The organism is Nisaea denitrificans DSM 18348 (genome assembly GCF_000426505.1).
GTDB lineage: Bacteria > Pseudomonadota > Alphaproteobacteria > Thalassobaculales > Thalassobaculaceae > Nisaea > Nisaea denitrificans.
Genome location: NZ_AUFM01000015.1, coordinates 1 through 26,519, shown reverse-complemented (window position 1 = coordinate 26,519; position 26,519 = coordinate 1). Strand labels below are relative to the sequence as shown.

General features: G+C 60.1%; 26 protein-coding genes, 1 tRNA gene and 1 pseudogene. 14 read left to right on the top strand and 14 right to left on the bottom strand.

Translation table 11 applies throughout. The features are described from left to right. Positions 1-2: 2 nt before the first annotated feature. Together K328_RS0110525 and K328_RS0110520 are read right to left on the bottom strand one after the other, a co-directional pair. Positions 3-533, bottom strand: coding sequence for a peptidylprolyl isomerase (locus K328_RS0110525; protein WP_036553861.1), 531 nt, complete (start codon positions 531-533; stop codon positions 3-5). Between the two features lie 49 nt (positions 534-582). Next, a complete protein-coding gene (locus tag K328_RS0110520; protein ID WP_028465943.1) occupies positions 583-2,052 on the bottom strand; it encodes a cobyric acid synthase in 1,470 nt (489 codons plus the stop codon). 357 nt (positions 2,053-2,409) lie between these two features. On the opposite strand from K328_RS0110520, the gene K328_RS26350 reads away from it, so the two are divergent. Both K328_RS26350 and bfr read left to right on the top strand, forming a co-directional pair. After that, positions 2,410-2,604, top strand: a complete 195-nt coding sequence (locus K328_RS26350; protein ID WP_084608235.1) for a (2Fe-2S)-binding protein — start codon at positions 2,410-2,412, stop codon at positions 2,602-2,604. 129 nt (positions 2,605-2,733) lie between these two features. Continuing rightward, positions 2,734-3,216, top strand: a complete 483-nt coding sequence (gene bfr, locus K328_RS0110515; protein ID WP_028465942.1) for a bacterioferritin — start codon at positions 2,734-2,736, stop codon at positions 3,214-3,216. Positions 3,217-3,311: 95 nt separating this feature from the next. Here the strand turns inward: bfr and K328_RS0110510 are convergent, their stop codons facing one another. Both K328_RS0110510 and K328_RS0110505 read right to left on the bottom strand, forming a co-directional pair. Further along, a complete protein-coding gene (locus K328_RS0110510; protein ID WP_156901265.1) occupies positions 3,312-3,788 on the bottom strand; it encodes a hypothetical protein in 477 nt (158 codons plus the stop codon). Positions 3,789-3,872: 84 nt separating this feature from the next. After that, positions 3,873-5,105 (bottom strand): glycosyltransferase, encoded by a 1,233-nt coding sequence (locus K328_RS0110505; RefSeq protein WP_028465940.1) that lies wholly within the window; start codon positions 5,103-5,105, stop codon positions 3,873-3,875. An 80-nt stretch (positions 5,106-5,185) separates the two neighbouring features. Between K328_RS0110505 and K328_RS0110500 the strand changes: the two genes are divergently transcribed. Genes K328_RS0110500 through K328_RS0110490 form a run of 3 tightly spaced genes read left to right on the top strand, consistent with a single transcriptional unit; the run spans position 5,186 to position 7,196 of the window. After that, entirely contained in the window at positions 5,186-6,115 is a 930-nt protein-coding gene (locus tag K328_RS0110500; RefSeq protein WP_028465939.1) for a VOC family protein, read from the top strand. Between the two features lie 59 nt (positions 6,116-6,174). Continuing rightward, positions 6,175-6,468 (top strand): hypothetical protein, encoded by a 294-nt coding sequence (locus K328_RS0110495; RefSeq protein ID WP_028465938.1) that lies wholly within the window; start codon positions 6,175-6,177, stop codon positions 6,466-6,468. Positions 6,469-6,506: 38 nt separating this feature from the next. Further along, the gene (locus K328_RS0110490) at positions 6,507-7,196 is read left to right on the top strand and encodes a protein tyrosine phosphatase family protein (protein ID WP_028465937.1); all 690 of its coding nucleotides are present in this window, start codon (positions 6,507-6,509) and stop codon (positions 7,194-7,196) included. Positions 7,197-7,201: 5 nt separating this feature from the next. Here the strand turns inward: K328_RS0110490 and denD are convergent, their stop codons facing one another. Together denD and otnI are read right to left on the bottom strand one after the other, a co-directional pair. Then, positions 7,202-8,194 carry a D-erythronate dehydrogenase gene (gene denD, locus K328_RS0110485; RefSeq protein WP_028465936.1) on the bottom strand — a complete coding sequence of 331 codons (993 nt, stop codon included), beginning with the start codon at positions 8,192-8,194 and terminating at the stop codon, positions 7,202-7,204. Next, a complete protein-coding gene (gene otnI, locus K328_RS0110480; protein WP_028465935.1) occupies positions 8,191-8,970 on the bottom strand; it encodes a 2-oxo-tetronate isomerase in 780 nt (259 codons plus the stop codon). The genes denD and otnI overlap by 4 nt, the downstream gene beginning before the upstream one ends. Before the next feature lie 131 nt (positions 8,971-9,101). Between otnI and otnK the strand changes: the two genes are divergently transcribed. Beyond that, positions 9,102-10,370, top strand: coding sequence for a 3-oxo-tetronate kinase (gene otnK, locus K328_RS0110475; RefSeq protein WP_028465934.1), 1,269 nt, complete (start codon positions 9,102-9,104; stop codon positions 10,368-10,370). 9 nt (positions 10,371-10,379) lie between these two features. On the opposite strand, the gene K328_RS0110470 is transcribed toward otnK, so the two are convergent. From K328_RS0110470 to K328_RS26650, 7 genes are all read right to left on the bottom strand, one after another. After that, a complete protein-coding gene (locus tag K328_RS0110470; RefSeq protein ID WP_028465933.1) occupies positions 10,380-11,129 on the bottom strand; it encodes a sensor histidine kinase in 750 nt (249 codons plus the stop codon). 178 nt (positions 11,130-11,307) lie between these two features. Further along, the gene (gene araD / locus K328_RS0110465) at positions 11,308-13,056 is read right to left on the bottom strand and encodes an L-arabinonate dehydratase (RefSeq protein WP_028465932.1); all 1,749 of its coding nucleotides are present in this window, start codon (positions 13,054-13,056) and stop codon (positions 11,308-11,310) included. Between the two features lie 122 nt (positions 13,057-13,178). Further along, complete coding sequence (argE, locus tag K328_RS0110460) at positions 13,179-14,348, bottom strand: acetylornithine deacetylase (RefSeq protein WP_028465931.1); 1,170 nt, start codon at positions 14,346-14,348, stop codon at positions 13,179-13,181. A gap of 25 nt (positions 14,349-14,373) precedes the next feature. Next, positions 14,374-15,825, bottom strand: a complete 1,452-nt coding sequence (locus K328_RS0110455; protein WP_028465930.1) for a TrkH family potassium uptake protein — start codon at positions 15,823-15,825, stop codon at positions 14,374-14,376. Between the two features lie 134 nt (positions 15,826-15,959). Then, on the bottom strand, positions 15,960-16,604 hold the full coding sequence (gene folE, locus K328_RS23485; protein ID WP_084608234.1) for a GTP cyclohydrolase I FolE: 645 nt from the start codon (positions 16,602-16,604) through the stop codon (positions 15,960-15,962). An 89-nt stretch (positions 16,605-16,693) separates the two neighbouring features. Continuing rightward, the gene (apaG, locus tag K328_RS0110445; protein WP_028465929.1) at positions 16,694-17,086 is read right to left on the bottom strand and encodes a Co2+/Mg2+ efflux protein ApaG; all 393 of its coding nucleotides are present in this window, start codon (positions 17,084-17,086) and stop codon (positions 16,694-16,696) included. A gap of 221 nt (positions 17,087-17,307) precedes the next feature. Then, positions 17,308-18,624 (bottom strand): calcium-binding protein, encoded by a 1,317-nt coding sequence (locus tag K328_RS26650; protein WP_051284783.1) that lies wholly within the window; start codon positions 18,622-18,624, stop codon positions 17,308-17,310. A 170-nt stretch (positions 18,625-18,794) separates the two neighbouring features. Here K328_RS26650 and K328_RS0110435 point away from each other — a divergent pair. The 8 genes from K328_RS0110435 (at position 18,795) to K328_RS0110400 (ending at position 24,432) form a co-directional block, all read left to right on the top strand. Further along, positions 18,795-18,868, top strand: a tRNA-Gly gene (locus tag K328_RS0110435). A 366-nt stretch (positions 18,869-19,234) separates the two neighbouring features. Then, complete coding sequence (locus K328_RS0110425) at positions 19,235-19,804, top strand: DJ-1/PfpI family protein (protein WP_028465928.1); 570 nt, start codon at positions 19,235-19,237, stop codon at positions 19,802-19,804. A 110-nt stretch (positions 19,805-19,914) separates the two neighbouring features. Further along, positions 19,915-20,142, top strand: coding sequence for a DUF1289 domain-containing protein (locus tag K328_RS26335; RefSeq protein WP_084608231.1), 228 nt, complete (start codon positions 19,915-19,917; stop codon positions 20,140-20,142). Between the two features lie 15 nt (positions 20,143-20,157). Beyond that, positions 20,158-20,556, top strand: a complete 399-nt coding sequence (locus K328_RS0110420; protein WP_028465927.1) for a RidA family protein — start codon at positions 20,158-20,160, stop codon at positions 20,554-20,556. A gap of 285 nt (positions 20,557-20,841) precedes the next feature. After that, positions 20,842-21,351, top strand: a complete 510-nt coding sequence (gene speD, locus K328_RS25785; RefSeq protein WP_051284782.1) for an adenosylmethionine decarboxylase — start codon at positions 20,842-20,844, stop codon at positions 21,349-21,351. Beyond that, on the top strand, positions 21,348-22,196 hold the full coding sequence (gene speE / locus K328_RS0110410) for a polyamine aminopropyltransferase (RefSeq protein WP_028465926.1): 849 nt from the start codon (positions 21,348-21,350) through the stop codon (positions 22,194-22,196). The genes speD and speE overlap by 4 nt, the downstream gene beginning before the upstream one ends. Before the next feature lie 276 nt (positions 22,197-22,472). Next, complete coding sequence (locus tag K328_RS23470; protein WP_051284781.1) at positions 22,473-23,522, top strand: glycosyltransferase family 2 protein; 1,050 nt, start codon at positions 22,473-22,475, stop codon at positions 23,520-23,522. Beyond that, a complete protein-coding gene (locus K328_RS0110400; protein WP_028465925.1) occupies positions 23,509-24,432 on the top strand; it encodes a glycosyltransferase family 2 protein in 924 nt (307 codons plus the stop codon). Before K328_RS23470 ends, K328_RS0110400 begins: the two co-directional genes overlap by 14 nt. A gap of 17 nt (positions 24,433-24,449) precedes the next feature. Here the strand turns inward: K328_RS0110400 and K328_RS0110395 are convergent. Beyond that, positions 24,450-26,519, bottom strand: a pseudogene (locus K328_RS0110395) (calcium-binding protein); the annotation flags it as partial.

Genomic DNA, 26,519 nt, shown 5'->3' with positions numbered 1-26,519 from the left:
ACTTACTGAGCGTCCGCGGCGACCTGCAGTTTCACGATGTGATCCGGGTTGCGGGGCGGCTCGCCGCGCTTGATCTGGTCGACATATTCCATGCCTTTAGAGACTACGCCCCAAACGGTGTATTGGCCGTTGAGGTTCTGGCAGTCCGTGAAGCAGATGAACCACTGGCTGTCCGCGCTATTCGGATTGCGTGCCCGAGCTGCGCCGACGGTGCCGCGCACGAAAGGCGCATTGCTGAATTCTGCCTTCAGCTTCTGGCCGGACCCGCCCATGCCGGTGCCAGTCGGATCACCGGTCTGAGCCATGAAGCCGTCGATCACCCGGTGAAAGATGATGCCGTCATAAAAGCCCTCGCGGGCCAACTCTTTGACCCGCGCTACATGCTTCGGCGCAATATCGGGGCGCAACTCGATTTCGACCCGTCCGTAATCGAGGTCGAGATAGAGCGTGTTTTCAAGATCCGCAGCGCGCGCCGGGCCAGTCAAAAGGACTGCCGTCAGCAGCACCAACAGGGCGCAAAGGCGATGGGCCATGTATGCCTCCGAGATTGAGCGTTTCCGGCGGCACCATAAACGACCGCGCTCAGCGGGCAAGACCGAACAGAGTTTCAGTGTCCAGATAGGCTTCCAGATGATCGGCCAGCCGGTCCAGAACGCCGTCGATCTCGGCGGTGAAATTCATGTCTGAAAAGCGGGTGGCGCCGAGATCGGCAAGAAAGCTTCGGCGGAAGCCGTCGTCCGAGAACATGCCATGCAGATAGCTGCCGGCGATTTGCCCCGATGTGGAGACGGCTCCGTCCTCATGCGGGCCATCTCCATCGTCGATGGTGGCGAAGGGCCGGCTTCTGTCCGGTCCGTCAGTCCGGCCGATATGGATCTCGTATCCGGAAATCGGCTCACCTGTGGTTGAGGTGCCGGTGACGCGTTTCAGGGCTTTTTCAGGGGAGAGCACGGTCTCCACGTCCAGCAGCCCGAGGCCGTCAGCCGATCCGGCGGGGCCTTCCAGTCCGTCCGGGTCATGCACCTTGTGGCCGAGTATCTGATATCCGCCGCAGATCCCGAGCACCCGGCCGCCGCGCCGGACATGGGCGGAGATATCCACGTCCCAACCCTGGGCGCGCAGGTCGGCAAGGTCGCCGATGGTCGATTTCGAGCCGGGGATCAGGATCAGCGCGGCATCGCCGGGCAGGGCGCGTCCGGGCTCCACGATATCGACCGTGATGTCCGGCTCCAGCCGCAGCGGGTCCAGATCGTCGAAATTGGCGATGCGGGAAAGCCGGGGAACGGCGATCTTGACTGGCCCCGCGGTCTCCCTGATCGCGGTTTCAAGGGCAACGGCGTCTTCCGCAGGGAGTTTCTGAGCCTCGGGAAAATACGGCACCACGCCGAGCGACGGCCAGCCGGTCCGCTCCGTGACGATGCGCAACCCTTCGTCGAACAGCGAGGCGTCGCCGCGAAACTTGTTGATCAGGTAGGCGGCGATACGCCGGCGGTCTGCCTCGGTTATTACGGCGTGGGTTCCGACGAGGGAGGCGATGACGCCGCCACGGTCGATATCGCCGATCAGAACCACGGGGCATCCCGCGACTTCGGCAAAGCCCATATTGGCGATATCACCGGCCCGCAAGTTGACTTCCGCCGGACTCCCGGCGCCTTCGACGAGGATGAGGTCAGCCTCTTCCTTCAGGCGCGCGAAGCTTTCGCAGACCGCTCCCAGCAGGTTCGGCTTCATGGCCTGATAGGCGTGGGCTTTAGCATGACCGCGCGCCTTGCCCTGCACGACCACTTGGGAGCCGAGATCGGTTTCGGGTTTCAGCAGCACCGGGTTCATGTCCGTGTGCGGCTCGAGACCGCAGGCGCGCGCCTGAAGCGCCTGCGCCCGGCCGATTTCGCCGCCATCGACCGTGACCGCAGCATTGTTGGACATGTTTTGCGGCTTGAACGGCCGGACTCTAATGCCTTTCCGGGCCGCCAGACGGCACAGGCCGGCAACCAGAACGGATTTCCCGACATCCGAGCCAGTTCCCTGAAACATCAGCGCTTTTGCCGTCATCTTCGCCACGCGTCCCATGCACACCGGTACAGGCTAATACCGCAGGTGAAATTATTTGTCCTGTTTACGAAATGTTCAGGTTTAACGGGTAAAAAAAGTATCAAGCCAGCGTTGTCCTTCGGAACGACGCCAGCAACGGAACACTCGAGCCTTTCGACTTCGCTCCCTCCCTCTCGGCTCGAGCTAGGGCGGTCCTTCGGGGCCGCCCGATCTATTTGATCCCGACTGAAATCATGAGGTTTCCGCGCGTTTCTCATCAAATTCTAATACAGACCTATTTTGGTCCTTTATTTTGTATTGACAATCAGTCGCAAGAAGCTTCATATGCGAATGACTCTTAATTGCGGGTAGCGCGCCATGTATGTGTGTCTGTGCAATGGATTTACGAATCGCTGTGTCGACAAGGCCATTGAGGCCGGTGCGCGCACAGTCGGTCAGGTTTATCAGAATGTGGGCTGCCGTCCGCAATGTGGAACCTGCATGAATACCATTCGTGAACAGCTCTCGGCGCGGACCGGCGAGATTGAAATGTCTTCTACGGATGCTGCGTAGAACCGGAATTAAGCGCTAACTATTTGTTATATTGAGTATAGTTCGCAATATTGATTTGGCGAACATACTTGGAATTATTCTAAACAGTGCTATCTTCAGCTCCGGGACATTCAATCTGGAGCAAGGCCTATGAAGGGCGATAGCAAGGTTCTCGAGTTTTTGAACAATGGACTGAAAGGCGAATTGACCGCCATCAGCCAGTATTTTCTACACGCGAAGATGTTGCAGGACTGGGGTTTTTCGAAGCTTGGTAAGCACGAGTACGACGAATCCATCGACGAGATGAAGCATGCGGAAACGCTGATGGCGCGCATCCTTTTCCTCGAAGGCGTGCCAAATCTGCAGTATCTCGACAAGCTGCTGATCGGCGAGGACGTCAAGGAGATCTTCGAAGGCGACATGAAGCTCGAGCTGGACGGCATTGCCAATTACAAGGCCGGCATCAAGCATTGCGAGGCGGTCGGGGACTATGTAACCCGCGATCTTTTTGCCGAGATCCTCGAGGACGAGGAAGGCCACGTCGATTACATCGAGACCCAGCTCGGCATGATCGACAAGATGGGTATCCAGAACTATCTGCTGCTGCAGTCCGAAGCGAACGAGATGGACTGACGCAGATCCATCCATGGATTTGCATTGAATGCTAGGACACCCTGCCGCGCGGGCGGGTGTCCTTTTTCTTCTTAGGGCAAGCGTGCCGGCTTGCCTTAAACCGCCGCAGCAACTGCCGTGCGGGATGAGAATGCGGCCTTCGCCAGGAGCATCGCTGCCTGGGCCGTTGCCGGGACGCTGACCTGCTCCATCCACATTCCGAGGCGGGATTCCACCAGATCAGCCTGGCGCTGCCGGGCTGCGTTCAGGATACGCAGGAGCAGCTGCTCATCAATGCTCAGCGGTGCGGTCTCTATTGTCGCAATGGCGAGGCGCCGGCGGCTGCCGAGAACCAGGAGTGTCATCATCCGGTTAAGCGGCGCGAGAGCCGGAACAAGCCCCGAGAACTCAAACGCGTCGAGAACCGAGCCCGTTGCGCAGCGGCGCTCCTTATGGGCGCGCATCCATTGCCGCATGCCCCAGAGGATCAAGGTTTCGAATTCGTCCAATGCCGGAGTGGTCAATGGCGAAGGGAGTGGCCCGCTTCCGGTCCGCGCCTGAATACCTGTTTGTGCTGTGAGCAAATGCTGCACGATTTATCCCTCCCATCGCATGGTCAGGACAGAGTAGTGATTATGAGAATGAGTTGCAATTAAAACAATTCACCTCAAGGGCGATTATTTACCGTTTTTCCCCGCCAGTTCGAAACAGGCGGAGACGATGGTCTGGAGCCCGGCATCCGGGCTCCCCAGTTCGACCGATCTGGCTGCACCGATAGCTTTTTCGAGAAGGGCATCGTCGCGGGCCGCTCGGACAAAAAATTGTGTCAGCGCCTTGCCGGGAAGTTCTTTTGCCGGATTGTTCAGCACACGTGTCGCACCGAGCGTTTCAATCCGCTTGGCGGTCACCAGATGTTCCAGGTTCCAGGGCATGATCGCTTGCGGGGTCCCGGCCATGGTGCCGGCAACCGCTGTCGAGAGGCCGCCATGGTGCACCAGAAGTCGGGCCTTAGGCATGACCTCGTTGAAGGGCAGGGGCGTCGGGCTGATCCGGAACTGAGCGGTGGAATTCGAGCGTGCTGCTTCGGCGTTGATGCCGCTGATATAGGCCAGAACCTGCAGGTCGCTTTGCTTCAGGGAATCGATCGCCAGCTTCAGCTGCGGATGGGAATGTGGCATGTAGAAAAACACCCCGTCCGTCGGACGCTGGTCCTTCGGTAAGGGAGTGATGTCCGTCGGCATATTGAAGGGCGCGACTGTCTTTTCCTCGCGGTAGGCTGCGTAGGGATCGACGACGGAAAGGGTGAGCGGAAAGGACCGATCACCGTGAAAGGCATCGCTCAGATAGGGGAGCTGTCCTTCGCCGCGCAACCGGAGCACCTTGTTGATAATGGCGAGCAGTTTCGCCTCATGCTCTTTCGAAAAATCCTCCAGTGTGTCCTGCCAGGGCCGGATTGGCGGCATCGGCCGGCCACCGGGCGGCATGGTGTAGCCGTTCCCGATGGTCAGGGACGGGATCCGGCCGCGCGCCGCGATGTTCATGGTCGGACTGAAATCGCCGATCACCAGATCCGGGCGCACAGCGTCGAATAATCCGCTCCAGGCTTCGAGCCGGGCTGCGAAGCCTCCTTCGTTGCCGTAGCCGATAAGGTTCAGCACATCGGCGAAGGAATGGGTCGGCACCGTCCGTGCTTTTGGATCGGACGGCATGTTCCAGCGCGGGATCGGCAGCAGGTGATAGCCGTCCGGGAGTTTTCCCGTGCCCGGGTCCCAGAAGGCGTCCGCGCGTTCCGTTTCCTGCAGGGCGAGGAAGATCTCCGCGCCGCGTTCCCGGAGCGCACGGGCGATTGGCTTGATCCTGTTGATGTGGCCTAGCCCGGCCCCGAATTCCCATCCGAATAAAATACGCATCAACCGTTACTTTTCAGTGCTTTGATTTCTCCGCATAGTGACGCCGCAGATTCGGAAAGCAAGCCGGGAAAGAACGGAACATGGAACAGCCGCGGCAATTGCCAGTCGGAGAGGAGATCTTCTTCGATCATATCGCGCACTTCGTGCCGGACATGGCGGAGGCGCATCGCCAGTTTAATCGGCTCGGTTTCGTGCAGACGCCCTATACCGAGCACCGCCATATCGTCGGTGAGGAGACGGAGCCAGTGCCGTCCGGAACGGCCAATCGGTGCATCATGCTGTCCGAGGGCTATATCGAGGTGATCACGGTCTCCGATGCCACAACGCCGCTTGGTGAGCGCTCGGCAGCCCAGATGGAACGTTATGTCGGATTGCATCTGATCGCTTTTTCCTGTGCCGATCCGGAAAGCGTTCAAGGCCGGCTGACCCTGACGGGCTTCCACCCGGAGCCCCTGGTAAACCTGAAGCGCCCGGTCAGTCTGGCCAGCGGCGGTGAGGACGAAGCCTCCTTCACCGTTTGCCGGGTACGGCCGCAGGACATGCCTGAGGGCCGGGTGCAATATGTAGCGCATCATACCGAGGAGATCGTCTGGCAGGACCGTTGGCTACATCACGGCAATGGCATTGTCGCGCTGCGCGATGTGGTGGTCGGCGTCGAGACTCTCGACAAGGTGGCCGCGCGCTATTGCTGGTTCCTCAACCGTGGCGGCCCGAAGCCGATGAGCGAACATGTCTGGCGCATTCCGCTTGATCGCGGTGGTGTGGTGGTTGTGGATGAGGCCGGGCTTGACGAACTCGTGCCGGACGCCGAGTTGCCGGGGGACGGCCCTCTGATTGTTGGGTATGGGCTGTTGTCCAAAGATCTCGCCAAGACGGAGGCATTTCTGCGCGAGCGAGGTTTTGAGCCGGAGGCGCTGGATGGCTATCTCCGGCTCTCGCTGCCCGAGACCATAGGCGGTACACTGTTTATTGCGGAGGATGAGGCGAAATTACCCTGGATACAGGGATAGAATCATAAAATCGCCAGAAAATGCGTGTAGAAGAGCCTCGAGTTTAGAGGAGTTTGGTCATGTCTAAAACTTTGGTCGCGACAATGATGAGCGCGACGCGTCATACGCAGGAAAACTACACATTCACCGTCGATGACGACGCGATCTGGTCGAAGACACCGATCAAGATTATCCGGGCTTTCGCGGAATATGTGGATGAGAAGGTGTTCCCCGACGAAATGGTGGATTTCGAAATTAACGCCTCCTTCAAGAACGAAGAGCATAAATGCGTAACCGCAATGGGGCAGATGGTGTTCGAGCGTGGCCGGATTCCCTTTACCCTGATGATCGGTGAGCGCGGGGCGCGGGACTAATCCATGATCCCGACCGCGACAGCCGTGAGTGAGATTTGATGACCGACGCTTCCGTGCCCGAGAGCCCCTCTCTTCCGCGCCTTGAAGGCTTTGAGCGTCTGCGCGCCTGGTGGCACCTGATGGCGCAGGATCATGGAATCGTCCGCTCGATCTATCTGAACAAGCATCGGGTGCGGGATGACCTGTGGCGCTCGGCCCAGCCTTCTCCGTGGCATCTGGAGCGCTTCGCCGCGGCCGGGTTCAAAACCGTCCTTAATCTGCGCGGCTCGGAGCAGGACAATTACCGTTATCGGTTGGAACGGGAAGCCTGCGAGCGGCTCGGACTGAAGCTGATCAGCCTGCCGGTCCGTTCCCGCAATCCGCTGAAGCGGGAGACCATGATCGACGCGATCAATGTCTGGGACCAGCTTGAGGGTCCGACATTGATGCACTGCAAGTCCGGTGCGGACCGTACCGGGCTGATGAGTACGCTTTATCTGCATCTGAAGCATGACGTGCCGATGCGTGAGGCGATGGACCAGCTGTCGCTTCGCTTTGGTCACCTGCGGCAGGGCAGGACCGGTGTTGTCGATTTCGTCTTCGAAACCTTTGCCGACCGACACGACGAAACCGGGATCACATTCCGTGACTGGGTCGAGACGGAATATGATCCCGATGCATTGCAGGCTTCCTTCCCCGATCAGTGGTTCTTTTCCCTGATCGTCGACAAGGTGCTGCGCCGGGAGTAATCCGGTTAAGCGGCGATCTTACCGTTCAGCTCATCCTCGATGAAGGCCCGGATCACGGCTTCCATGCCCTCATCCTGCGTAAAGCCGAGCGCGGCCGCTTTCTTGGTGTTGAAAGCGGGCGGCCAGCCGCGCACGATCTTCTCGATGAAGGGATCGGGCTCCCAGTCGATGCGGGAGGCGACGGCCGGGCCGGCGACATGTTCCAGCGCTTTCGCCATCTCCGCAACGGTGAGCGAGAAGCCCGGAAGCGACACCGTGCGCGACGCGCCCCAGGCTTCGCCCGTCAGGTTGTGGGCATGGATCGTATTCTCGACGATGCTGCGCGGGGAGGCGAGCCACATCTTGGCGTCTCCGGCGACCGGACAGACGGCGCGCTGGCCCTGCAGCGGCTCGCGAAAGATCGAGCTGGCGAAGGTGGAGGCGGCCTTGTTCGGTTTGCCTGGGCGTACCACGACGGTCGGGAAGCGCAGGGAACGGCCATCCACGAAACCGCGCCGGCTGTAGTCCGAAACCAGCAGCTCACCGATGGCCTTTTGGGTGCCGTAGGAGGTTTGCGGCGTGGTCGCCGTCATGTCCTCGACGATATTGGGCAGGTCTCCGCCGAAAGCAGCGCAGGAACTGGCGAAGACCATTTTCGGCGTGCCTTCGGCCTGCCGGAGGATTTCCAGAATGTTGCGGGTGGCATCCAGATTGACGGCCATACCGAGTTCGAAATCTTCCTCCGCCCCGGCGCTGACAATGGCGGCAAGATGGAAGACGCTGTCCGTGTCGCCCGGAATGGCCTCGGACAAGAGGGCCTTGTCGGTGATGTCGCCAGAGAGACTGCGCACCCGGCTATCGTCCGTCAGCGTGGCAGGCGCCGGCACTGTATCCAGAAGAGTTAGTTCAGTGACGCTTTGCCGGCTGCCGTCGGCAGCGACAATCGCGTTGGAATCGAGCAGGCGGCGAGCCAGTTTCTGGCCGATGAAGCCCGTAGCCCCGGTGATGGTGATTTTCATAGGGACCACTCCTTCTTCCATCCGAGACCGTCGACGGTCCCGGCTTCCGGCCGGTATTCGCAGCCGACCCAGCCTTCATAGCCAAGCTCGTCCATCAGATCGAACAGGTAACGATAATTGATCTCGCCGATATCGGGCTCGTGCCGGCCCGGGACGCCCGCGATCTGGATATGCTCGATCAGGTCGAGATAATCCTGCATGTGGACCGCGAGATTCCCTTCCATGATCTGGCAATGATAGAGATCGAACTGCAGCCGGACATTGTCCGCGCCAACAGCTTCCAGGATCGACTTGGCCTGAGCCTGATAATTCAGGAAATAGCCAGGCATATCGATGTTGTTGATCGGCTCGATGATCAGCGTCTTACCGCGCTTGGCAGCCAGAGGTGCTGCCTTCCGCAGGTTGGCCGTCAGGGTTTCCGTGCAAGCCTCGCGGGAGACGCCGTCGGGCACCATGCCGCTCATCACATGCAGACGCGGGCAATCGAGCGCATCGGCATAATCGAGCGCCAGTTCCAGCGCCTCACCGAAACTGTCTTCCCGTCCGGGGATCGCCGCGAAACCGCGATCGCCTGCCTCCCAGTCGCCCGGCGGCAGGTTGAACAAAGCCTGCTCTAGGCCAGCCTCCTTGAGGCGCGCCCGGACTGTTTCGGCCGGGAAATCATAAGGGAACAGGAACTCGACGCCCTTGAAGCCGGCATCGGCCGCGGCCTGGAACCGGTCGAGGAACGCATGCTCCTGGAACATCATGGATAAATTGGCTGCCAGCTTTGGCATGAACACCCCCTTGGTTGCCGGTCCTTGAAATTGCCGGTTGTTGCGCGGACCCGCGCTTGATTGGAGAGGCAGCCTACAGCAGACTGCTCTGCCCGATCCAGAAACTGATTTTCCAAGGGAGACATGCGATTATGGCGCCTATTCTTGGCTGCATCGCAGATGATTTTACCGGAGCCACGGACCTCGCGAACATGCTTGTACGCGGAGGCATGCGGACCGTGCAGCTGATCGGTGTCCCCGATGAGAACACGGTTGTTCCCGAGGCCGATGCCATAGTCGTCGCCCTGAAGTCGCGGACCAACCCGGCAGAGGAGGCTGTCGCTCAGTCACGCGCCGCGCTGAAATGGCTGCAAGATGCGGGCTGCCGGCAGTATTTCTTCAAGTATTGCTCCACCTTCGATTCGACCGATGAGGGCAATATCGGGCCGGTGACGGGTGCGCTGATGGCTGATCTGAAAACCGACTTCACGATAGCCTGCCCGGCCTTCCCAGAGACGGGGCGGACGATTTTCAAGGGGCATCTGTTCGTCGGCGACCAGCTTCTTTCCGACAGTCCAATGCGAAATCATCCTCTGACGCCGATGACCGACAGCAATCTCGTGTCGGTCTTGCAACGACAAACTAAAAAACCAGTTAAATTGATCCAATTCGCTACGGTGGAAGCTGGCACGGACGCCATCTCGGCTGAAATAGAGGCGTTGAAATCGACTGGCGGTGGTATCGCTATCGTCGATGCGGTTCTGGATAGCCATTTATTTTCAATTAGTTGTTCCCTGTCTGACCTTGCGTTGATTACCGGTGGCTCAGGAATCGCCCTGGGACTTCCGGAGAACTACCGGCGGCAGGGGCTGTTGGGCGAAACCGGCGGCGCGGATGCTGTTCCGGCGGTTCCTGGTCATGCTGTGGTGCTTGCCGGGAGCTGTTCCGTTGCGACGCTCGGGCAGATCGACCGGTTCAAGGCGGATCATCCGTCCGTTGGTATTGACCCGCTGCGCCTGGCGGATGGCGAGAATGTGGTTCAGGAAGTGCTCGACTGGGCGCGCGAGAAGGTTCCGGCGGGCCCGGTGCTGGTTTATGCCAGCCAGCCAGCGGAGACGGTGCGTGCCATACAGGATCGTCTGGGCCGTGCGGAGGCTGGCGCGCTGATCGAAGAGGCGATGGCCGCGATTGCGACAGGACTGGTTGCGTCGGGGGTCCGGCGCCTTGTAGTGGCGGGCGGTGAGACTTCCGGTGCTGTTGTTTCCGCGCTCGGCGTGTCCGGACTTCGCATCGGTACGCAGATTGATCCTGGAGTCCCGGCGACAGTCTCACTGGGCGACGAGCCCATCGCGTTGGCGCTCAAGTCCGGTAACTTTGGCGGCCCGGACTTTTTTGCCAAGGCGCTGGCGGCAATGCCGTGATGGGGGCGGCTAATCGTTCTGGAAGACAAGCGCGACGGAGGTGCCGAAATTAGGATTACTCCTGATTTCAATACCCACGTCGTAGGGGGCGAGCTGGCTCTTCATGATCGACAGCCCCCGGCCGGTGCCAAGCTCGCCATCCGAACCTTCCGCCGGTTTGACCGGCAGAAACTGGAGAACTTCCGAGAGTTTCTCGGGTGACATCCCCGTGCCGGTATCGCGAATCACCATGATAGCGCCACCGGATTTCGGATCGCATTTGCCGATCACTGCGACGGTTCCGCCCGATGGTGTGAACTTGATTGCATTCGTGATCAGATTGCCAAGTACGTCTTCGAGGATTGCCTGGGGGATTGGCAGAGACGGAAAATCCCGCTCGAATTGGACATACAGAGAGATGTTTTTCTCTCCTGCCAGAGCCATATAGCGTTCGGCAGTTTTTTTGGAGACCGCCGTCGCATCCGTCGGTGAAACAGGAACCGGTGCTCCCGTTTCATCTCCGTCTAGCAACCGGTCGCAGATGCGTACCAGGGCTTCGGCAGCATCGTGGGCCACGGTGGAATAACGATGATATTGCGGGTGGCTGTGCGGCCCGTGCTTCTCGACTTTCAGGAGATGTGTGTAAGCCCGAAGCGCACTCAGCGCATTACGCATTTCATGCGCAATGTCGGTCAGGAATTCCTTGTCGCCATTAGGCGTTACCTCTGTTTCCGGAACATCCGAAATACGGGATTCATCCGGTATTTGCGTCTTTCTCATGCCGATACGCGCCGTTTGCCACCAATTTTATGGTAACGACGCCGCTGCATTAGAGTGTTCTTGTCTTCAATTTCGGTGCATGCATGCCGACGCGCTACAGAACGATTGTTCATCAATCATTGCATACTTTCGTATTAAAGCGCATCTGTCATGCACGCACCGAAATCAGAAATTTTTATTAATGCGACTCGCGCATGACCGGCGTTCCGCTGCGACCGACGAGGAAATCCAGATCCGCCCCTTTGTCGGCCTGCTCCACATGTTCAACGTAGAGTTTGGAGTAACCCCTGTCATAGGGCGATTCGAACCCGGGCCAGGCGGCCCGCCGACGCTCCATCTCTTCGTCTGAAACATCGAGATGCATGCGCCGTGCATCGACATCGACCTCGATCATGTCACCGTTCTGCACGAAGGCGAGTGGCCCGCCTGCAGCGGCTTCCGGTGCCGAATGCAGGATCACAGTGCCGTAGGCGGTCCCGCTCATCCGGGCGTCGGAAATCCGGATCATGTCCTTGATGCCCTTCTTCAGAACTTTCGGCGGCAGGCCCATATTCCCGACCTCAGCCATGCCCGGATATCCCTTCGGGCCGCAGTTTTTCAGCACCATGATGCAGGTCTCGTCGATATCGAGGTTCGGATCGTCGATCTTCTCCTTGTAATCCTCGATGGTCTCGAACACCACGGCCCGGCCGCGATGCTTCATCAGGTCCGGTGAGGCGGCTGATGGCTTGATGATGGCGCCGTCGGGAGCAAGGTTGCCGCGCAGGACGGCGATGCCGCCATTCGGCTTGAACGGCTTGTCGAGCGGGAAGATAACCTCCCGGTTCCAGCATTCCGCGTCCTTGTTGTTTTCCCAGATGGTCCGGCCGTTGACCGTTAGCGCGTCCTTGTGGATGAAACCTTCCAGCTCGCGAATGATCGCCGGCAGACCGCCGGCATAGAAGAAATCCTCCATCAGGAACTCGCCGGACGGCATCAGGTTGAGCAGGCAGGGCACGTCCCGGCCCAGCCGGTCCCAATCGTCCAGCGTGATGTCGATGCCCATACGCCCGGCGATAGCCAGCAAATGGACCACGGCATTGGTGGAGCCGCCAATGGCGCCATTGACCATGATGGCGTTTTCGAAGTTCTCGCGCTTCAGTACGTCCGACATTTTGATGTCCTGACGCACCATGTCGACAATGCGGCGGCCGGCCATTTGGGACAGCACATTGCGCCTCGAATCGACAGCGGGGATGGCCGCGTTGTGCGGCAGGCCGGCGCCGAGGGATTCCACCATGGAAGCCATGGTGGAGGCGGTGCCCATGGTCATGCAGTGACCGGCGGAACGCGCATTGTCCTGCTCCGCATTCATGAAATCCTGCAGCGTCATCTCGCCGGCGCGGACCATCTCGGAAAATTTCCAGACATGGGTGCCGCTGCCGACCAGCTCGCCCCGGTAATGGCCGTTCAGCATCGGGCCGCCGGAAACCGTGATGGTCGGAAGATCGCAACTTGCCGCCCCCATCATCAACGACGGCGTGGTCTTGTCGCAGCCGACAAGTAGCACGACGCCATCCATCGGCAGGCCGCGAATCGCCTCTTCTACGTCCATAGAGGCGAGGTTCCGGTACAGCATTGCCGTCGGGCGGAGCTGGCTTTCGGAGGTGGAAAAGACCGGGAACTCGACGGGCAGGCCGCCAGCCTCGTAGACCCCGCGTTTCACCCGCTCCGCGATGTCACGGAAGTGGGCGTTGCAGGGATTGAATTCAGACCAGGTGTTGCAGATGCCAATCACCGGGCGCCCATCGAACATGTCGGCGGGTATGCCCCGGTTCTTCATCCAGGACCGATGCGCCCAGCCATCCTTGTCGGTTTTGCCATACCAGTCGGACGAGCGTCGCTTGCCTTTGTTCGGATCGTCCTTGTTCGAATTGTCCTCGGCCATTATGCCGGTCTCCCCCTTGACCATCGTCCGGTTTTGGTGCCGGACGTTTTTTAACTGTCGCGAACCGTCTCACCGGTTCGCGACGCGGTCAAGGTGGTGACTGGCGTGAGAGCCGTTCCAGGTCAGCCGTTTTGAGCGGCCCAGTCCGTCAGCTTGGCCATGAAATCGACGCATTCCTGGACCTGGGAGATCTCGATGAACTCGTCCGGCTGGTGCGCTTGCTGGATATAGCCAGGGCCGAAGATCACGCCCGGGACGCCGGCCTGTTGAAAGAAGCCGGCCTCGGTTCCGAAGGACACCGCACCCGACTGGTTGAGGCCAGTCAGGTGGCGGATCAGGTCTTCGGCCGCGGATTCCGTGTCCGGCACGAGTGGTGGCACGTCATTCACCATTTCCATGGTCACGCCGGCTTCCGGAGAGACGGCCTTTAGGGCCGGGTTCAGTTCGCTCTCAATATAGTCGCGGACGCGCTGCTCGATGGCCTCGCCGTCATCGCCGGGATGCAACCGCATGCCCCAACGGAACCTGGTGAATTCCGGGATGATGTTATGCGCGGTACCGCCTTCGATGATGCCGAGATCGATTGTGGTGTAAGGCGGGTCGAACGGGCTGTCCTCGTGGGCATTTTCGCGCAGCTCGGTCTGGATCTGTTCCAGCAGGTTGATAATCCGGGCTGCGAACATGATGGAGTTGGCGCCGCGGTGCGGCTCGCTGGAATGGCCGGGTACGCCGCGCACCGTCACCATCAGGCTCCGGCTGCCCTTGTTGCCGCCGATGATCTTCATGCCGGTCGGCTCGCCGACCACAACGGCGATCGGCAGCGGCAGGTTCTCTGTCATGTCCTTGATCAGGCCGCGCACGCCGATGCAGCCGACCTCTTCATCGTAGGAGAATGCGAGATGGATCGGCGTCTTCAGGCCGCGCTTTTTCATCTCCGGCGCCATGGCCAGCGCGATGGCGCAGAAGCCCTTCATGTCGGCGGTGCCGCGTCCGAACAGCTTCTTGTCGGCTTCCCACATGGTGAACGGCTCGTTGCTCCAGTCCTGGCCGTCGACCGGAACCACGTCGACATGACCGGAGAGCACGACGCCGCCCTTGTCTTCAGGGCCGATGGTGGCCCAGAGATTGGCTTTGGTCTTGTCCTCGTTGAAGGTTGTCCGCGTCGGAATGCCGTGGCCTTCCAGATAGTCCCGAGCGAAGTCGATCAGTGCGAGGTTGGACAGCCGGGACGTGGTGTCGAACGCGACCAGGCGGTCGAGCATGGAAATGGATTGGGCGAGCATCTCGCTCATGTCGCGATACCTTTCCGGGCAGCGCCTAGCGGCGCCAGAAGGAGGGAGAGAGCATCACCAGAACGGTGAACAGCTCCAACCTGCCGAGCAGCATCCCGAATGACAAGAGCCATTTTGCACTATCTGGCAGTGAGTCGAAATTCCCCGCCGGACCAATGATCGGGCCGAGGCCGGGGCCGACGTTGCTGATCGCGGTTGCCGCTCCCGATACGGCGGTGATGAAGTCTAGGCCGATGAAGGAAAGCAGGGCCGCCAACGCCGCGAAACACAGCATGTAGAGGAAGAAAAAACCCATCACAGATTCTGAGACCGTTTCCGGGATCGGTTTGCGGTTGTAGTAGGGGATGAAAACGCCGTGCGGGCGCAGCAACCGCTCGATCTGGACCTGTGCGGTGGCATAGAGGACCTGGATCCGGAAGATCTTGATGCCGCAGGTCGTCGATCCGGCGCATCCGCCGACAAACATCAGGCACATGACGACGGTGACCGGGAAGCCTCCCCAGTTTCCGTAATCGGTCGTGGTAAACCCGGTCCCGGTCATCACCGAGACCATGTTGAAGGCGGCATACCGCAGCGCTTGCATCGGCGCGAAATCAAGCACATGCCAGTTCCACAGCGAGACGGCGGAGACCACGATTGCCACGATGGCGAGAAACCACTTCACCTGGCTGTCCTGGAACAGCGGGCGGAGCGATCCGCGCATCATTCGCAGGTAGTAGACGAATGGCAGGCTGCCCGCGATCATGCCAACAAAGACGATCCAGTCCACAAGGGCGCTATCATAGTGCCCGATGGAATCGTCGCGGGTCGAATAGCCGCCCGTCGCGATCGTTGCCATGGCGTGGGTGATTGCGTCAAAGCCCGGGAGGCCGGCGATCCAGAGTGCGGTCGCACATATTGCGGTGAAGGCCAGATAGATGCCGCTGATCCCACCTGCCAGCTGCGCCGCGCGAGGCACCACCTTGTCCGGCGCATCGAACGCTTCGGTCTGAAACAGCTGCATGCCGCCGACGCTCAACATCGGGAGCACGGCCAGGGCCATGACGATAATACCGATGCCGCCGAGCCACTGCAGCAGGGCGCGCCAGAGCAGGATTCCCGGTGGTGCGTGATCGAGCCCGACGATAACGGTCGCACCGGTGGTGGTCACACCCGACATGCTCTCGAAGAAAGCATCGGCGACAGTCATGTCGAGCTGGGAGAAGGCAAACGGCAGTGCGGCGACTGTTGCGATCGTCAGCCAGCTGAGCGTGGTCAGAAGGAACGCCTGCCGCAGGCTTAGATTGGTTACCGACGGACTCGACGTGCTCAACATCATCGAAACGCCGATGAAGAGGGACAACGCGGACGCGCCGGTGAAAACTTCCCAGTCGGAGTTGCCGACGATGAGATCCACACCGGCCGGCAGCAACATGGCCACGGCCATGATCGACATGAGAAGACCGACGATGTGAAGGACCGGACCAATGGCGACCAAGTCCGCGCTCCAAATCCATTTGCACAGAGCGGGGATCATTGGACTGGCTGGAGCCCGATGTCCAGTACCGAAACGGAAAAGGGGCGCTGCCCAGTGGACGCGCCCCCGATGTTCCGGTCCCGGCTATGAAGTGGTCAGTTGCCTTTCGTAACCAGGTCGAAGAATTCCTTGCGAAGCTCGGCATCCTCCTTGAAGCAGCCGGTTAACGTCTTGGTGACCATACTGGCGCCTGGCTTGCACACACCACGGGTGGTCATGCACTGATGTTCCGCCTCGACCATGACGGCAACGCCCTTGGGCTGAAGCACGTCCTGGATCGTGTTGGCGACCTGCGCGGTCATTTTTTCCTGGATCTGCAGCCGCTTTGCAAAAGTCTCGACGACCCTGGCCAGCTTGCTGACGCCGACCACGCGGTTGTTTGGCATATAGGCGATTGAAACCCGGCCGATGACCGGCAGCATGTGGTGCTCGCAATGGGATTCCATGCGGATATTCTTCAACAGGACCATGTCGTGATAATCCTCGGTCTCCTCGAAAATGCGCTCGAGATAGACCCGTGGATCACTGTGGTACCCCTTGAACAGTTCTTCGTAAGAGCGCACGACGCGTGCCGGCGTCTCCAGCAATCCTTCCCGGTCCGGGTCGTCCCCGGCCCATTCGATCAGAGTACGAACCGCCGCTTCCGCGTCTTCGCGCGAGGGGCGCGGTCCGCCGACCTTAACGTCGACATCGTGGTCCGCCGCGGCCTCTGCGCGCAGTGCGTTGTCATAAGGCGACATTCTTGAATTCCTTCTCGGTCAAGGGCGCATGAATTGTGATGGGGTTACGCCCTCAGTGTTCCCAATGAATGCCCGATTTGCGCATCCGCTCAGTTCGGCCGTCCGGCCGCTTCCGGTAGATCCAGCGAGAAACTGGGTACCGAAACAGTGAAAATGTGCCCGTCCGGGCCGGTCATGTCATAGTGACCGCTCATAAAGCCCGAAGGCGTTCCGAGCGGCGTACCACTGGTGTATTCGAAACTTTCGCCCGGGCGGATCACTGGCTGTTCACCGACGACGCCTGGCCCGTCGACCTTCTGTTGGCGTCCGAGGGCATCCGTAATCTCCCAATGACGTGCTCGCAGCTGTACTTCCTCATCTCCGAGATTCTCGATCGTGACCTTGTAGGCCCAGACAAAACGATGTTCCTCCGGATCCGAATGATCCGGAAGATAGTGGGGCTGAACAAATACCCTGATCGCGCCCGTGGTCTCGCTGTACACTCTTTTCACCCTTCACTCGCGCCGCCGCTGTCCTTTGCTACCGGTGTCCCCGGTGCCAACGCTATATGTGGAGCGAAACTCCGAAGAGTCTACATAGAGCGCAGCGTGCGCCACCGCCAACAGTCGGGCAAGCGCCAGCGGCCGCACAATCTCTCACCATGTCGTGACTATATGGGACTGTAAAGCGTCGGAAGGGCGGGAATTGCCCGCGTCGCAGGGGGCTAACCGAAGAGGAAAAGTCCGTCCGAGACAGAACCGGTTGAGACGCCGACGAGTGTGATCGTACTACCGTCATTCAAGGTCAGGATCGTGTTTGCCCCGGAAGCGGTGCTGGAATAGGTCGTGCCGCTGGCGAGCAATATCCGGTCTTCGGAGACATTGAAATCGAGGATCGTATCGTTCCCCGAGTTTCCTGCGAGGACGTCGGCGCCGAGGCCGCCATTGAGGAAATCGTCCCCCGCCCCACCATAAAGCGTGTCAGCGTCCGCTCCGCCGTAGAGAGTGTCGTTACCCTGATTGCCGTAGATCAGGTCAGCGCCGGCATTGCCGTAGACAATATCGGTCCCGTTGTTCCCGGCGAGCCGGTCGGCGTTTCCACCGCCAGCCAGCAGGTCGCTACCGGCCCCGCCATGCAGGGTGTCCGTACCCGTGTCGCCGGACAAAGTGTCGTTGCCCTGATTGCCATAAATCAGATCGTTGCCGTCGACGCCGGAGACTACATCGTCACCGGATCCGCCAAGTACGGTGTCGTTGCCGGCATCGGCTGTGATCATATCGGCGTCTTGGCCGCCATAGAGAGCATCGTTTCCGGCCCCGCCGACAAGAATGTCTGCCCCGGTATTGCCGTAGATGAAATCGTTTCCGTTCTCGCCAAACAGGGAGTCTGCTTCGGCGTGACCGTAAATAAAATCATCCCCGTTGCCGCCGTACATGGAATCCAGGCCGGAATTACCGAACAGGGTATCGACTCCGTCCTCGCCTGAAATCAGGTCGTTCCCAGCCCCGCCAAGAATGCTGTCATTGTCCGCCCCGCCGTACAGGGCGTCATTACCCTGCCCCCCGAACAGGGTGTCGACCCCGGAATCTCCGTACAGAATGTCGTTGCCGGTATTGCCGTAAACCAGATCATTGGATGCACCGCCATAGAGCAGGTCCTGTCCAAGTCCGGTTCCGCCGTAGAGAACATCGAGGCCGCCTCCGCCTGACACGGTGTCATTGTCCGGCCCGCCGGTAAATGTATCCGCCGCTTCTGTGAGCGAGGCGTTGATCTTGGTCTGTGTGCCCAGCAGATTGACGCCGGAGACGGTCACGCCGAGCGTGCTGCCGAACGTTATCGAAATCGTCCCGGACGACGAGAAAAGATAATTTTGTACGAAGGTAATCTCGTGCGCCGCATTGCTGTTGACGGCAATGGTGCCGTAGCCGCGAGCGCTATCCAGAGAGCTGGCCTCAAGAGTGCCGGACGTAATCGTCAGCGTTCCGGAGTCCGATGAAAGCTCTGTGAGAGAGCCGATATCTTCAACGGTTGTGGAGACCATCTATTACCTCCGCTGCAGTCGATTTCTTCGGCTGCCGCAAATCTGCCAATCGTAAGTTCAGTGAGAACCTTTATCGATTTTCAATTCAATATGCATCTACTTAGAGAGAAATGCTTAACAAACGATTTCACTTGTAAGCAGGGCGCTGCTTGCGCATCTTTGGCGGTGTCGCGGGTGTAGTTCAATGGTAGAACATCAGCTTCCCAAGCTGAATACGAGGGTTCGATTCCCTTCACCCGCTCCAGTGATGCCAATCGCGCCTCAACTTATGTTGAAGTTGGCGTGGAGATGATCAGGTGTTCGGCGGATTGGGAATTTGCCAGCATCCCGGCCCGGAATTATCCGCGCAACGCAGCCATGCACATCTCTTGACTTGAATTTCGTCTGGATTTTCGCTATCTCCGACGCCGCGAGCTAATGCTCGTCGGTTTCAATTGTTTCGATCCCGCTCCCGGCCTTGACCGGGTGTTGAGGGATCCAGCCCACATTCGGCGTTTTGATGAGACTTGCTTTCTGGAGTCCGATTTTTCGGCGCATCCCGGGAGTGTCTTGATCCAGGACCGTTCCGGCCCCGCCGCACCCGACGAGACGCTAGAAAAAGGAGAACTAAATGCAGGACAAGCCGCTCACCGGAAAAAATATTGCAATCATGGTCGCCAACGGTTTCGATGAAGTCGAATTCGTCGAGCCCCAAAAGCAGTTGCTTGCCGCCGGCGCGACGGTCAAAGCCGTTTCCCGCGCCACCGGCCTCGTCAATGGCTGGTACGACGGTTCCTGGGGCCATTTCTTCCCGGTTGACGCGGACTTGGCTGACACGCTGGCCGTCGATTATGCTGGCCTCATTGTCCCGGGCGGTGTCCGTGGCGTTGAGAAGCTGGCTGAAGACCCCCATGCCCAGCGCGTCCTGAAGGCCTTCATGCGCGCCGGTATGCCGGTTGCCCTGATCGGCGATGCCACGTCCCTGATGATCACCATCGAGGATGCCAAGGGCCGGACCGTTACCTCCTCCGCCGACACCCGTGAGGCTCTCGAAGCCGCCGGTGCCAGCTGGGAAGAGGTCGCTTCCGTGACCGAAGGCAACCTGGTCACCGCCAGCGGCACCGAAGGTATCGCTGAGATGATCCAGAGCTTCGCAGCCCTGATCAATGCTTTCGAAAGCAATGTGACCGAAGCAGCTTAACGCCGCTTCCGGACTATAAACCGACGCAGACGGCGTGGATTTTTGATCCACGCCGTTTTCTTTTCTGCAATGCTTCGATGTTCTGAAACTGTGGTCGGTAGATTTTCGTCATGCCCGATATTCCATCTCCCTGCGTTGCCGTTTGCCAGATCGACCGCGAGAGCGGTCGTTGTCTCGGCTGCTGGCGAACGATCGAGGAGATTTCGGGCTGGTCACGGTATGACAGTGATCGCAGACTTCAGATCATTGCCGAACTGCATGATCGACGCGGCGCGACCGTGCCTCGGCAAAGGCGCAAAAACCGGCGCAGGGCCGGTACGGCGACCAGCGCGGAGTGATTGGGGAGACGCATCATGGCGGGACCGGTATTTCATTTGTTCAATCAGGCGCCCGCTCCGGTTGCGCCATACAGCCATGCCGTCGAGGTCGATGACTGGTGTCTGATTACGGGTCAGCTTGCGACCGATCCCGACGATGATGCGCGACTGCTGCCGGATGGCGTCGAGGCGCAGACCCGCCGGACCATGGAAAATCTGCGGCTGGTACTTGAGGGGCTCGGGCTCGATTTCAGTCACGTTGTTTCCGCCCGCGTGTTCCTGACGGAATTTGAGCGTGACTACGATGCGATGAACGCGGTCTATGCGGAGTATTTCGGGGCCGAAACGCGGCCGGCACGGACCTGTATCGGGGTCACCGGGCTGGCCCGGAAGGCGCTTGTCGAAATCGATTGCATCGCCTTGCGGCCGCGCTGAAAAATTTGTCGGGTTCTCCTCTTGACGCGGGCGCACTTATTGCGCATTTTTTATCCAGAAAGACACGACCGGCAGGGCACCGCGATGAAGTGGGGCGCTTCCGGTCGAACTTTTTCGAGCGGCGGGTCAGAATTAACTTGCTACGGGGGGCTAAAAGCCTCAGAACGCCGCGCTTATATCCGCTTCGTGCGGAGCGAAAGGAACGCCAGACCATTCCGCCCAACGGTGTTGCGGCAAGCGGGATGCGACGGGGTAACTGGGACATCTACTGGATAGGAGGGGTTGATGGATAAAAACGTCGCCTTCGCTGATTTGGGGATGGACTCGGATACTCAACCGAGCAGAACCAATTCCGACACCACCGGCACGGCCAATAATGATGGCACGGTCGTTCAATGGGCACCGACGCATTCGGATGCATCTCTCGATCATTTCGTGAAGAAGGACGGGCTGGTTTTTGCCGGCACGCACCTGATCATCGATCTGGTTGGCGCCTCGCGACTGGATGACCTCGCACATGTCGAGGAAACCCTGCGCGAAGCCGTCGAGGTTTCCGGGGCGACCTTGCTGCACATTCACCTGCATCACTTCACGCCGAACGGCGGTGTGTCGGGTGTTGCGGTGCTTGCTGAGTCGCATATCAGCATCCACACATGGCCGGAGCGGGGTTATGCCGCGCTCGACGTGTTCATGTGCGGGGATGCCGAACCGCACAAGGCGATCGCGGTGCTGCGCCGGGCCTTCCGACCTGACTCAATTCAGCTCAACGACCTGAAACGGGGCCTGACCGTATGAGCGAGTGGTTCTGCGAAACCCTCCACAGCGGCTACGGGCAACGTTTGGTGATCGACAAGGTGCTCTTCCGGGAACGGACGGAGCATCAGGATCTGATCATCTTCGAAAACCGTGCTTTCGGCCGGGTGATGGCGCTCGACGGCATCGTCCAGACCACTGAGGGCGACGAGTTCGTCTATCACGAGATGCTCACGCATGTCCCGATCCTGGCCCATGGCCGGGCGAAGCGCGTGCTGATCATCGGCGGCGGCGATGGCGGCATGGCGCGTGAAGCGCTGCGTCACAAATCGGTCGAACAGGTGACGATGGTCGAGCTCGATCGCAGCGTCGTCGACATGTGCATCGAGCATCTGCCGTCTCTCAGCAACGGAGCGTTCGATAATCCCCGACTCGATCTGCAATTCGCCGACGGGGCGAAGTTCGTCGAGGAGACGGACGGGCGCTGGGATGTGATCATCGTCGATTCGACCGATCCCATCGGGCCGGGCGAGGTGCTGTTCCGGGAGAGCTTCTACCGGGCCTGCAAGCGGTGCCTCACCGACGGCGGTATCCTGCTTACACAGAACGGCGTGCCGTTTGTGCAGGGCGGCGAGGTGACGAACAGCTTCAACCGTCTCAGCCCGCATTTTGCCGATGTCTGGTTCTACACGGCAGCGGTGCCGACCTATCAGGGCGGGCTGATGGCTTTTGGCTGGGCCAGCGACGATAAGTCTTTGCGCCAGCTTCCCGTCCCGGAGATTGCGAAGCGGTTCGAAGCGGCCGACATCGCCTGCCGCTATTATACGCCGGAAGCCCATGCCGGTGCGTTCGGCTTGCCGCAATTCATCCGCAAGCTGCTGGTTTAGCCCGACCGCTATTTTTCTGCTGCTCGCTTAAGGCTTTCTTTACCGCTGCGCACTACATTGAGTTGCAAGGAAGCGCCGTTTCCCCCAGCGGTAGCAATCACGTCCAGGAGCGTTTTCGCGCATCCCCCTAACCTGGCGAAGTGATCCTTCCGAGACTCTCCCTACGGGGCTCGTCGCTGACGAGCCCCTTTTGTTTGCGCGGATTGTGTCTCCGTGCTCGAAAGCGGAGATAAGGCCATGCTATGGTCATGAAAAATCAGCCAATTGCAGACTCGCATGGTAGCCAGAGCGCCACTGATCTCCGTCCTTGTCGTCGCCTATAACTCGGGCGCGTACCTGCCCCGCTGTCTGACGGCGCTGGAAGCGCAGACATTCCGCGATTTCGAAATCCTGGTGCTCGATAACGGGTCTCCGGACGGAGATGATATTGACCTGGGCGATCTCGGCGTCCCGGCCGAGTTGGTGCGCAGCCCGGAGAATATCGGCTTTGCCGCCGGCAACAATCTGCTTGCCCGGCAGGCGCGGGGGACCTGGCTCGCCTTGCTGAACCCGGATGCCTTTGCCGAGCCGGATTGGCTCCAGGCCTTCGCGGATGCTGTCGCTCGCTATGACGGCATCTCCGTCTTCGGCTCGACCCAGCTTCTCGACAGCGACCCGGGCTTGCTCGACGGTGCCGGGGATCATTACAGCCCGCTCGGTCTTGCCTGGCGGGGTGACCGGCTGAAGCCCGCATCTCTGATATCGGAAGATGCCGAGGTGATGGGCCCCTGTGCCGCTGCTGCGTTCTATCGCAAAAATGTCTTCGAGCAGGTCGGCGGTTTTGCCGAGACCTATTTCTGTTACTACGAGGATGTCGAACTCGGGCTGCGTTTGCGGCTTGCCGGCGAGCGCTGTATTCAGCTTGCCGGTGCCCGGGTCCGGCATGTCGCCTCGGCCATTGCCGGTGAGAACTCGGAATTCTCCCGCTACCACATCACACGGAACCGGATCTGGACGTTCCTGCGCACGATGCCCGCGCCGGCGTTCCATCTGATTCTGCCGTTGCTGCTGGCACAGCTCGCGCTCATTGTGCTGCTTGGCCCTGTGCGCGGCGACAGTGCTGTCCGGGTGCGGGCGATCCGTGATGCGCTTGCCGCCTTTCCTGCCGTCATGAAACAGCGGGCCGCAATTCAGGCCAGCCGAAAGGTGGGGGTTTGCACGTTTCTTTCCGCGCTGAGCTGGAATCCTGCAAAACTCTTCACCAGCGAAGGCGACCGTCGGCCGATCCGGCGCGAAAACAGAGCGGGACCAGTCTCGCCAACCGGGGTGGAACATGCCGCAGACTAGCGTTGCCGCCGTTATTGTCTCTTATCGACCCGATGAACGGCTGTTCCGTGGGCTGGAAGCGCTGGCCCCGCAGGTTGGGCGCATCATTGTCGTCGACAATGATTCTGGCGATCAGGTGACGGAAAAACTGAAGGAAGTGGCTGAAGCCGACGGGGACAAAGTCCGGCTGGTCCTGAATGACGAGAATGTCGGCCTAGCGGCTGCCCAAAATCAGGGCATTCGGCTGGTGCTGGAAGAAGGTGCGGAATGGGTTCTACTGCTCGACGATGACAGTATTCCCGACGCGGGCATGGTCGAGGCCCTGCTGGCTGCCCATACCAACCATCCGGCACCGGAGCGGATCGGCCTTGTCGCGCCGCGTCTGCACGATGCGGAATGCACCCTGAAAGCCCGCGCCTATGTCTCGAAACATGCTTTCGATTTCCGGCGGGTCCGGTTCGGGCCAGGCGATGTGCTCGACAACGTTGCCTTTGTCATGGCCTCGGGCAGCCTGGTGAAAGCGGAAGTGTTCCGAGAGATCGGCCTGATGCGCGAGGATTTCTTCGTCGATTACATCGACTTCGAATTCGCCTTTCGCATGCGGCGGTTCGGCTGGGGGCTGGTCGCAGTCGGCGATGCCGGGCTGGAACACCGGCTTGGCGAGTTCGAACACAAGCGGCTACTTGGTCGTGACTTCCGCTTCAACAGCCATTCAGGGTTCCGCCGGTACTATATCTACCGCAACCGCATGCGCGTCTGGCGGGCACACGGCTTGCGCCTGCCCGCCTTCTTCGCCTTCGAGGCCGCGTCGATCGCAATCGACCTCGCCAAGCTCATCCTGCTTGAGGACAACAAGCTGGAGAAACTTGCCGGAATAGGCCGTGGTGTGATGCACGCTATGTCGGGACGTGCATCACATCGTTCCGGATAAACCGCGAACCACGTGCGTTAAATCAGGTCCCAGCCTGCTGTCGCAGCAGATCCGAGGGCGCTTTGGTTGACGCCTATGAGGGTGACTGTTCCACCATCGGAGAGTGTGAGCAGCGTATTCCCGTCACTTTCCGTTGCTGTGTAGGTCAACCCATCCTGGAATTGCAGGCTGTCAATCCCCGCCTGGAAGTCGTTGACCTGATCGTTTCCGCCACCTGACGCAAATACAAAAGTGTCCGCCCCGCCACCGCCGACAAGTGTGTCGTTTCCGGCATTGCCAAAGAGCAGGTCTGCGCCGCTGTCACCCGCCACGTAATCCGAGCCCTGTCCGCCATAGAGCGTGTCGTTGCCTAGATTGCCGGCAAGTGTGTCGTTCCCGGCATTGCCATAGACAACGTCCTCGTTCTGGCCGCCATAGAGGAGATCTTCGTTCTCTCCACCGTAAAGGGTGTCGTTGCCTTTGTTACCGTAGACGACGTCATTATCGTTGCCACCGAGAACAGTGTCCTCGCCTTGACCGCCATAGACGGTGTCCATGCCGCCGCCGCCGAAGACGGAGTCGGTACCCTGGTTGCCGTAGACGATATCCTCGCCGAAGCCGGAGCCGACTGTGTCGTTTCCGCCGCCGCCGGCCAGGGTATCGTCCTCGGCACCGAGGGAGATGAACTGGGTTGCATCGTCGCCGACCACATAGTTCTGGCCCGCGCCACCATTGACGGTCGCATTGCCGACGATGGCGGCGAACTCGATATTGTCGAGTTGCAAGATAGAGCCCGTTGGCAAGCCGGAGGTATCGATGACGAAAGCCTCCGAGCCGGTAGATGTCCCGGTACCGCCAGTGAGCTGGACGGTCTGCGCCGTGGAGCCCCCGCCGGAGAAGGTGATCGAGCGGATGTCGAGATTAACGCCGCCAGAGCCGGAGATGAAGGTCTGCCCGTGCCCATTGAGGAAGGTTTGTGCGCTTGCGGCGGGTTCGGTTGCCTGGATCTCTCCGGTCAGGGTGGTGCTGGCCGTACTGGTCGGCTGCGCGCTGGAGGTGCCGGAGGTCGTCAGGGAGACGCCGGACGGCAGTGTTGCCGTCACCAGGTTGCCATTACCGGTATTCTGCACGAGTGCGCCAGTCGCGGTGCTGCCGCTGGTATTCGCCAGGGTGCGCCCGGTGGCGGTGCCGGCGGTGTCCGCAGTGGTCTGATTGGTCACCGTCAGGCCGCTGTCGGAAGAGCCGCCGCCGGAGGAGCCGCTTGATGCCGAGACAGAGAAGGTCAGAGTCGTGTTGCCTCCGGTCACGCTCGTGGAGATCGCAAGGTTCGAGGCGGCGTCAGCGAGTGAGATGGCACCACCAGTAACGGCAATCGAGCTTCCGAGCGTTGTCCCGTTCAAGGCGCTTAGATCCTGGCCGTTAACGATAATGACATCGCCGACTGCGAGGCCGGAAATCGTGTCGCTGTTCATCTCCGTCGCGTTGCCGGAGAACGTGTCGTTGCCGTCCCCGCCAACGAGGACGTCCGCGCCGCTGCCGCCATCGAGAAAGTCATTACCGGAAAGCCCGAAAAGGGTGTCGTTATCGTTCTGTCCGAACAGGCTGTCCGCGCCCGTTCCGCCCGAGATCACGTCCGCACCAGCACCGCCTGAGACCAGGTTTGCCCCGTCGCCCGCGTTGATCGTGTCGGCCGCGCCTGTGCCGGTGATGGAATCTGCAGAGGTAGAGCCGGAGATCAGCTCGACGCTGTTCAGCGTGGCGCTGGAGAGATCGAAGGCACCGCCGCCATTCAGGGCCAGCACGTCCGTGCCGCCACCGCCGTTGACGGTCTCGGCAAGGCCTGTGATGTCTACGGAAATCGCGGCAAAGGTGTCCGCGCCCGTACCGCCGATCAGGTTGTCTGCACCTGCACCGCCGGAGACCAGATTGGCGCCGTCACCCGCATTGATAACATCCGCACCGCCGCCACCGGCAATGGTATCGGCACCGCTTGTGCCGGTGATGGAATCGACAGAGGTAGAGCCGGAGATCAGCTCGACGCTGTTCAGCGTTGCGCTGGAGAGGTCAAAGGCACCGCCGCCATTGAGGGCCAGCACGTCCGTGCCGCC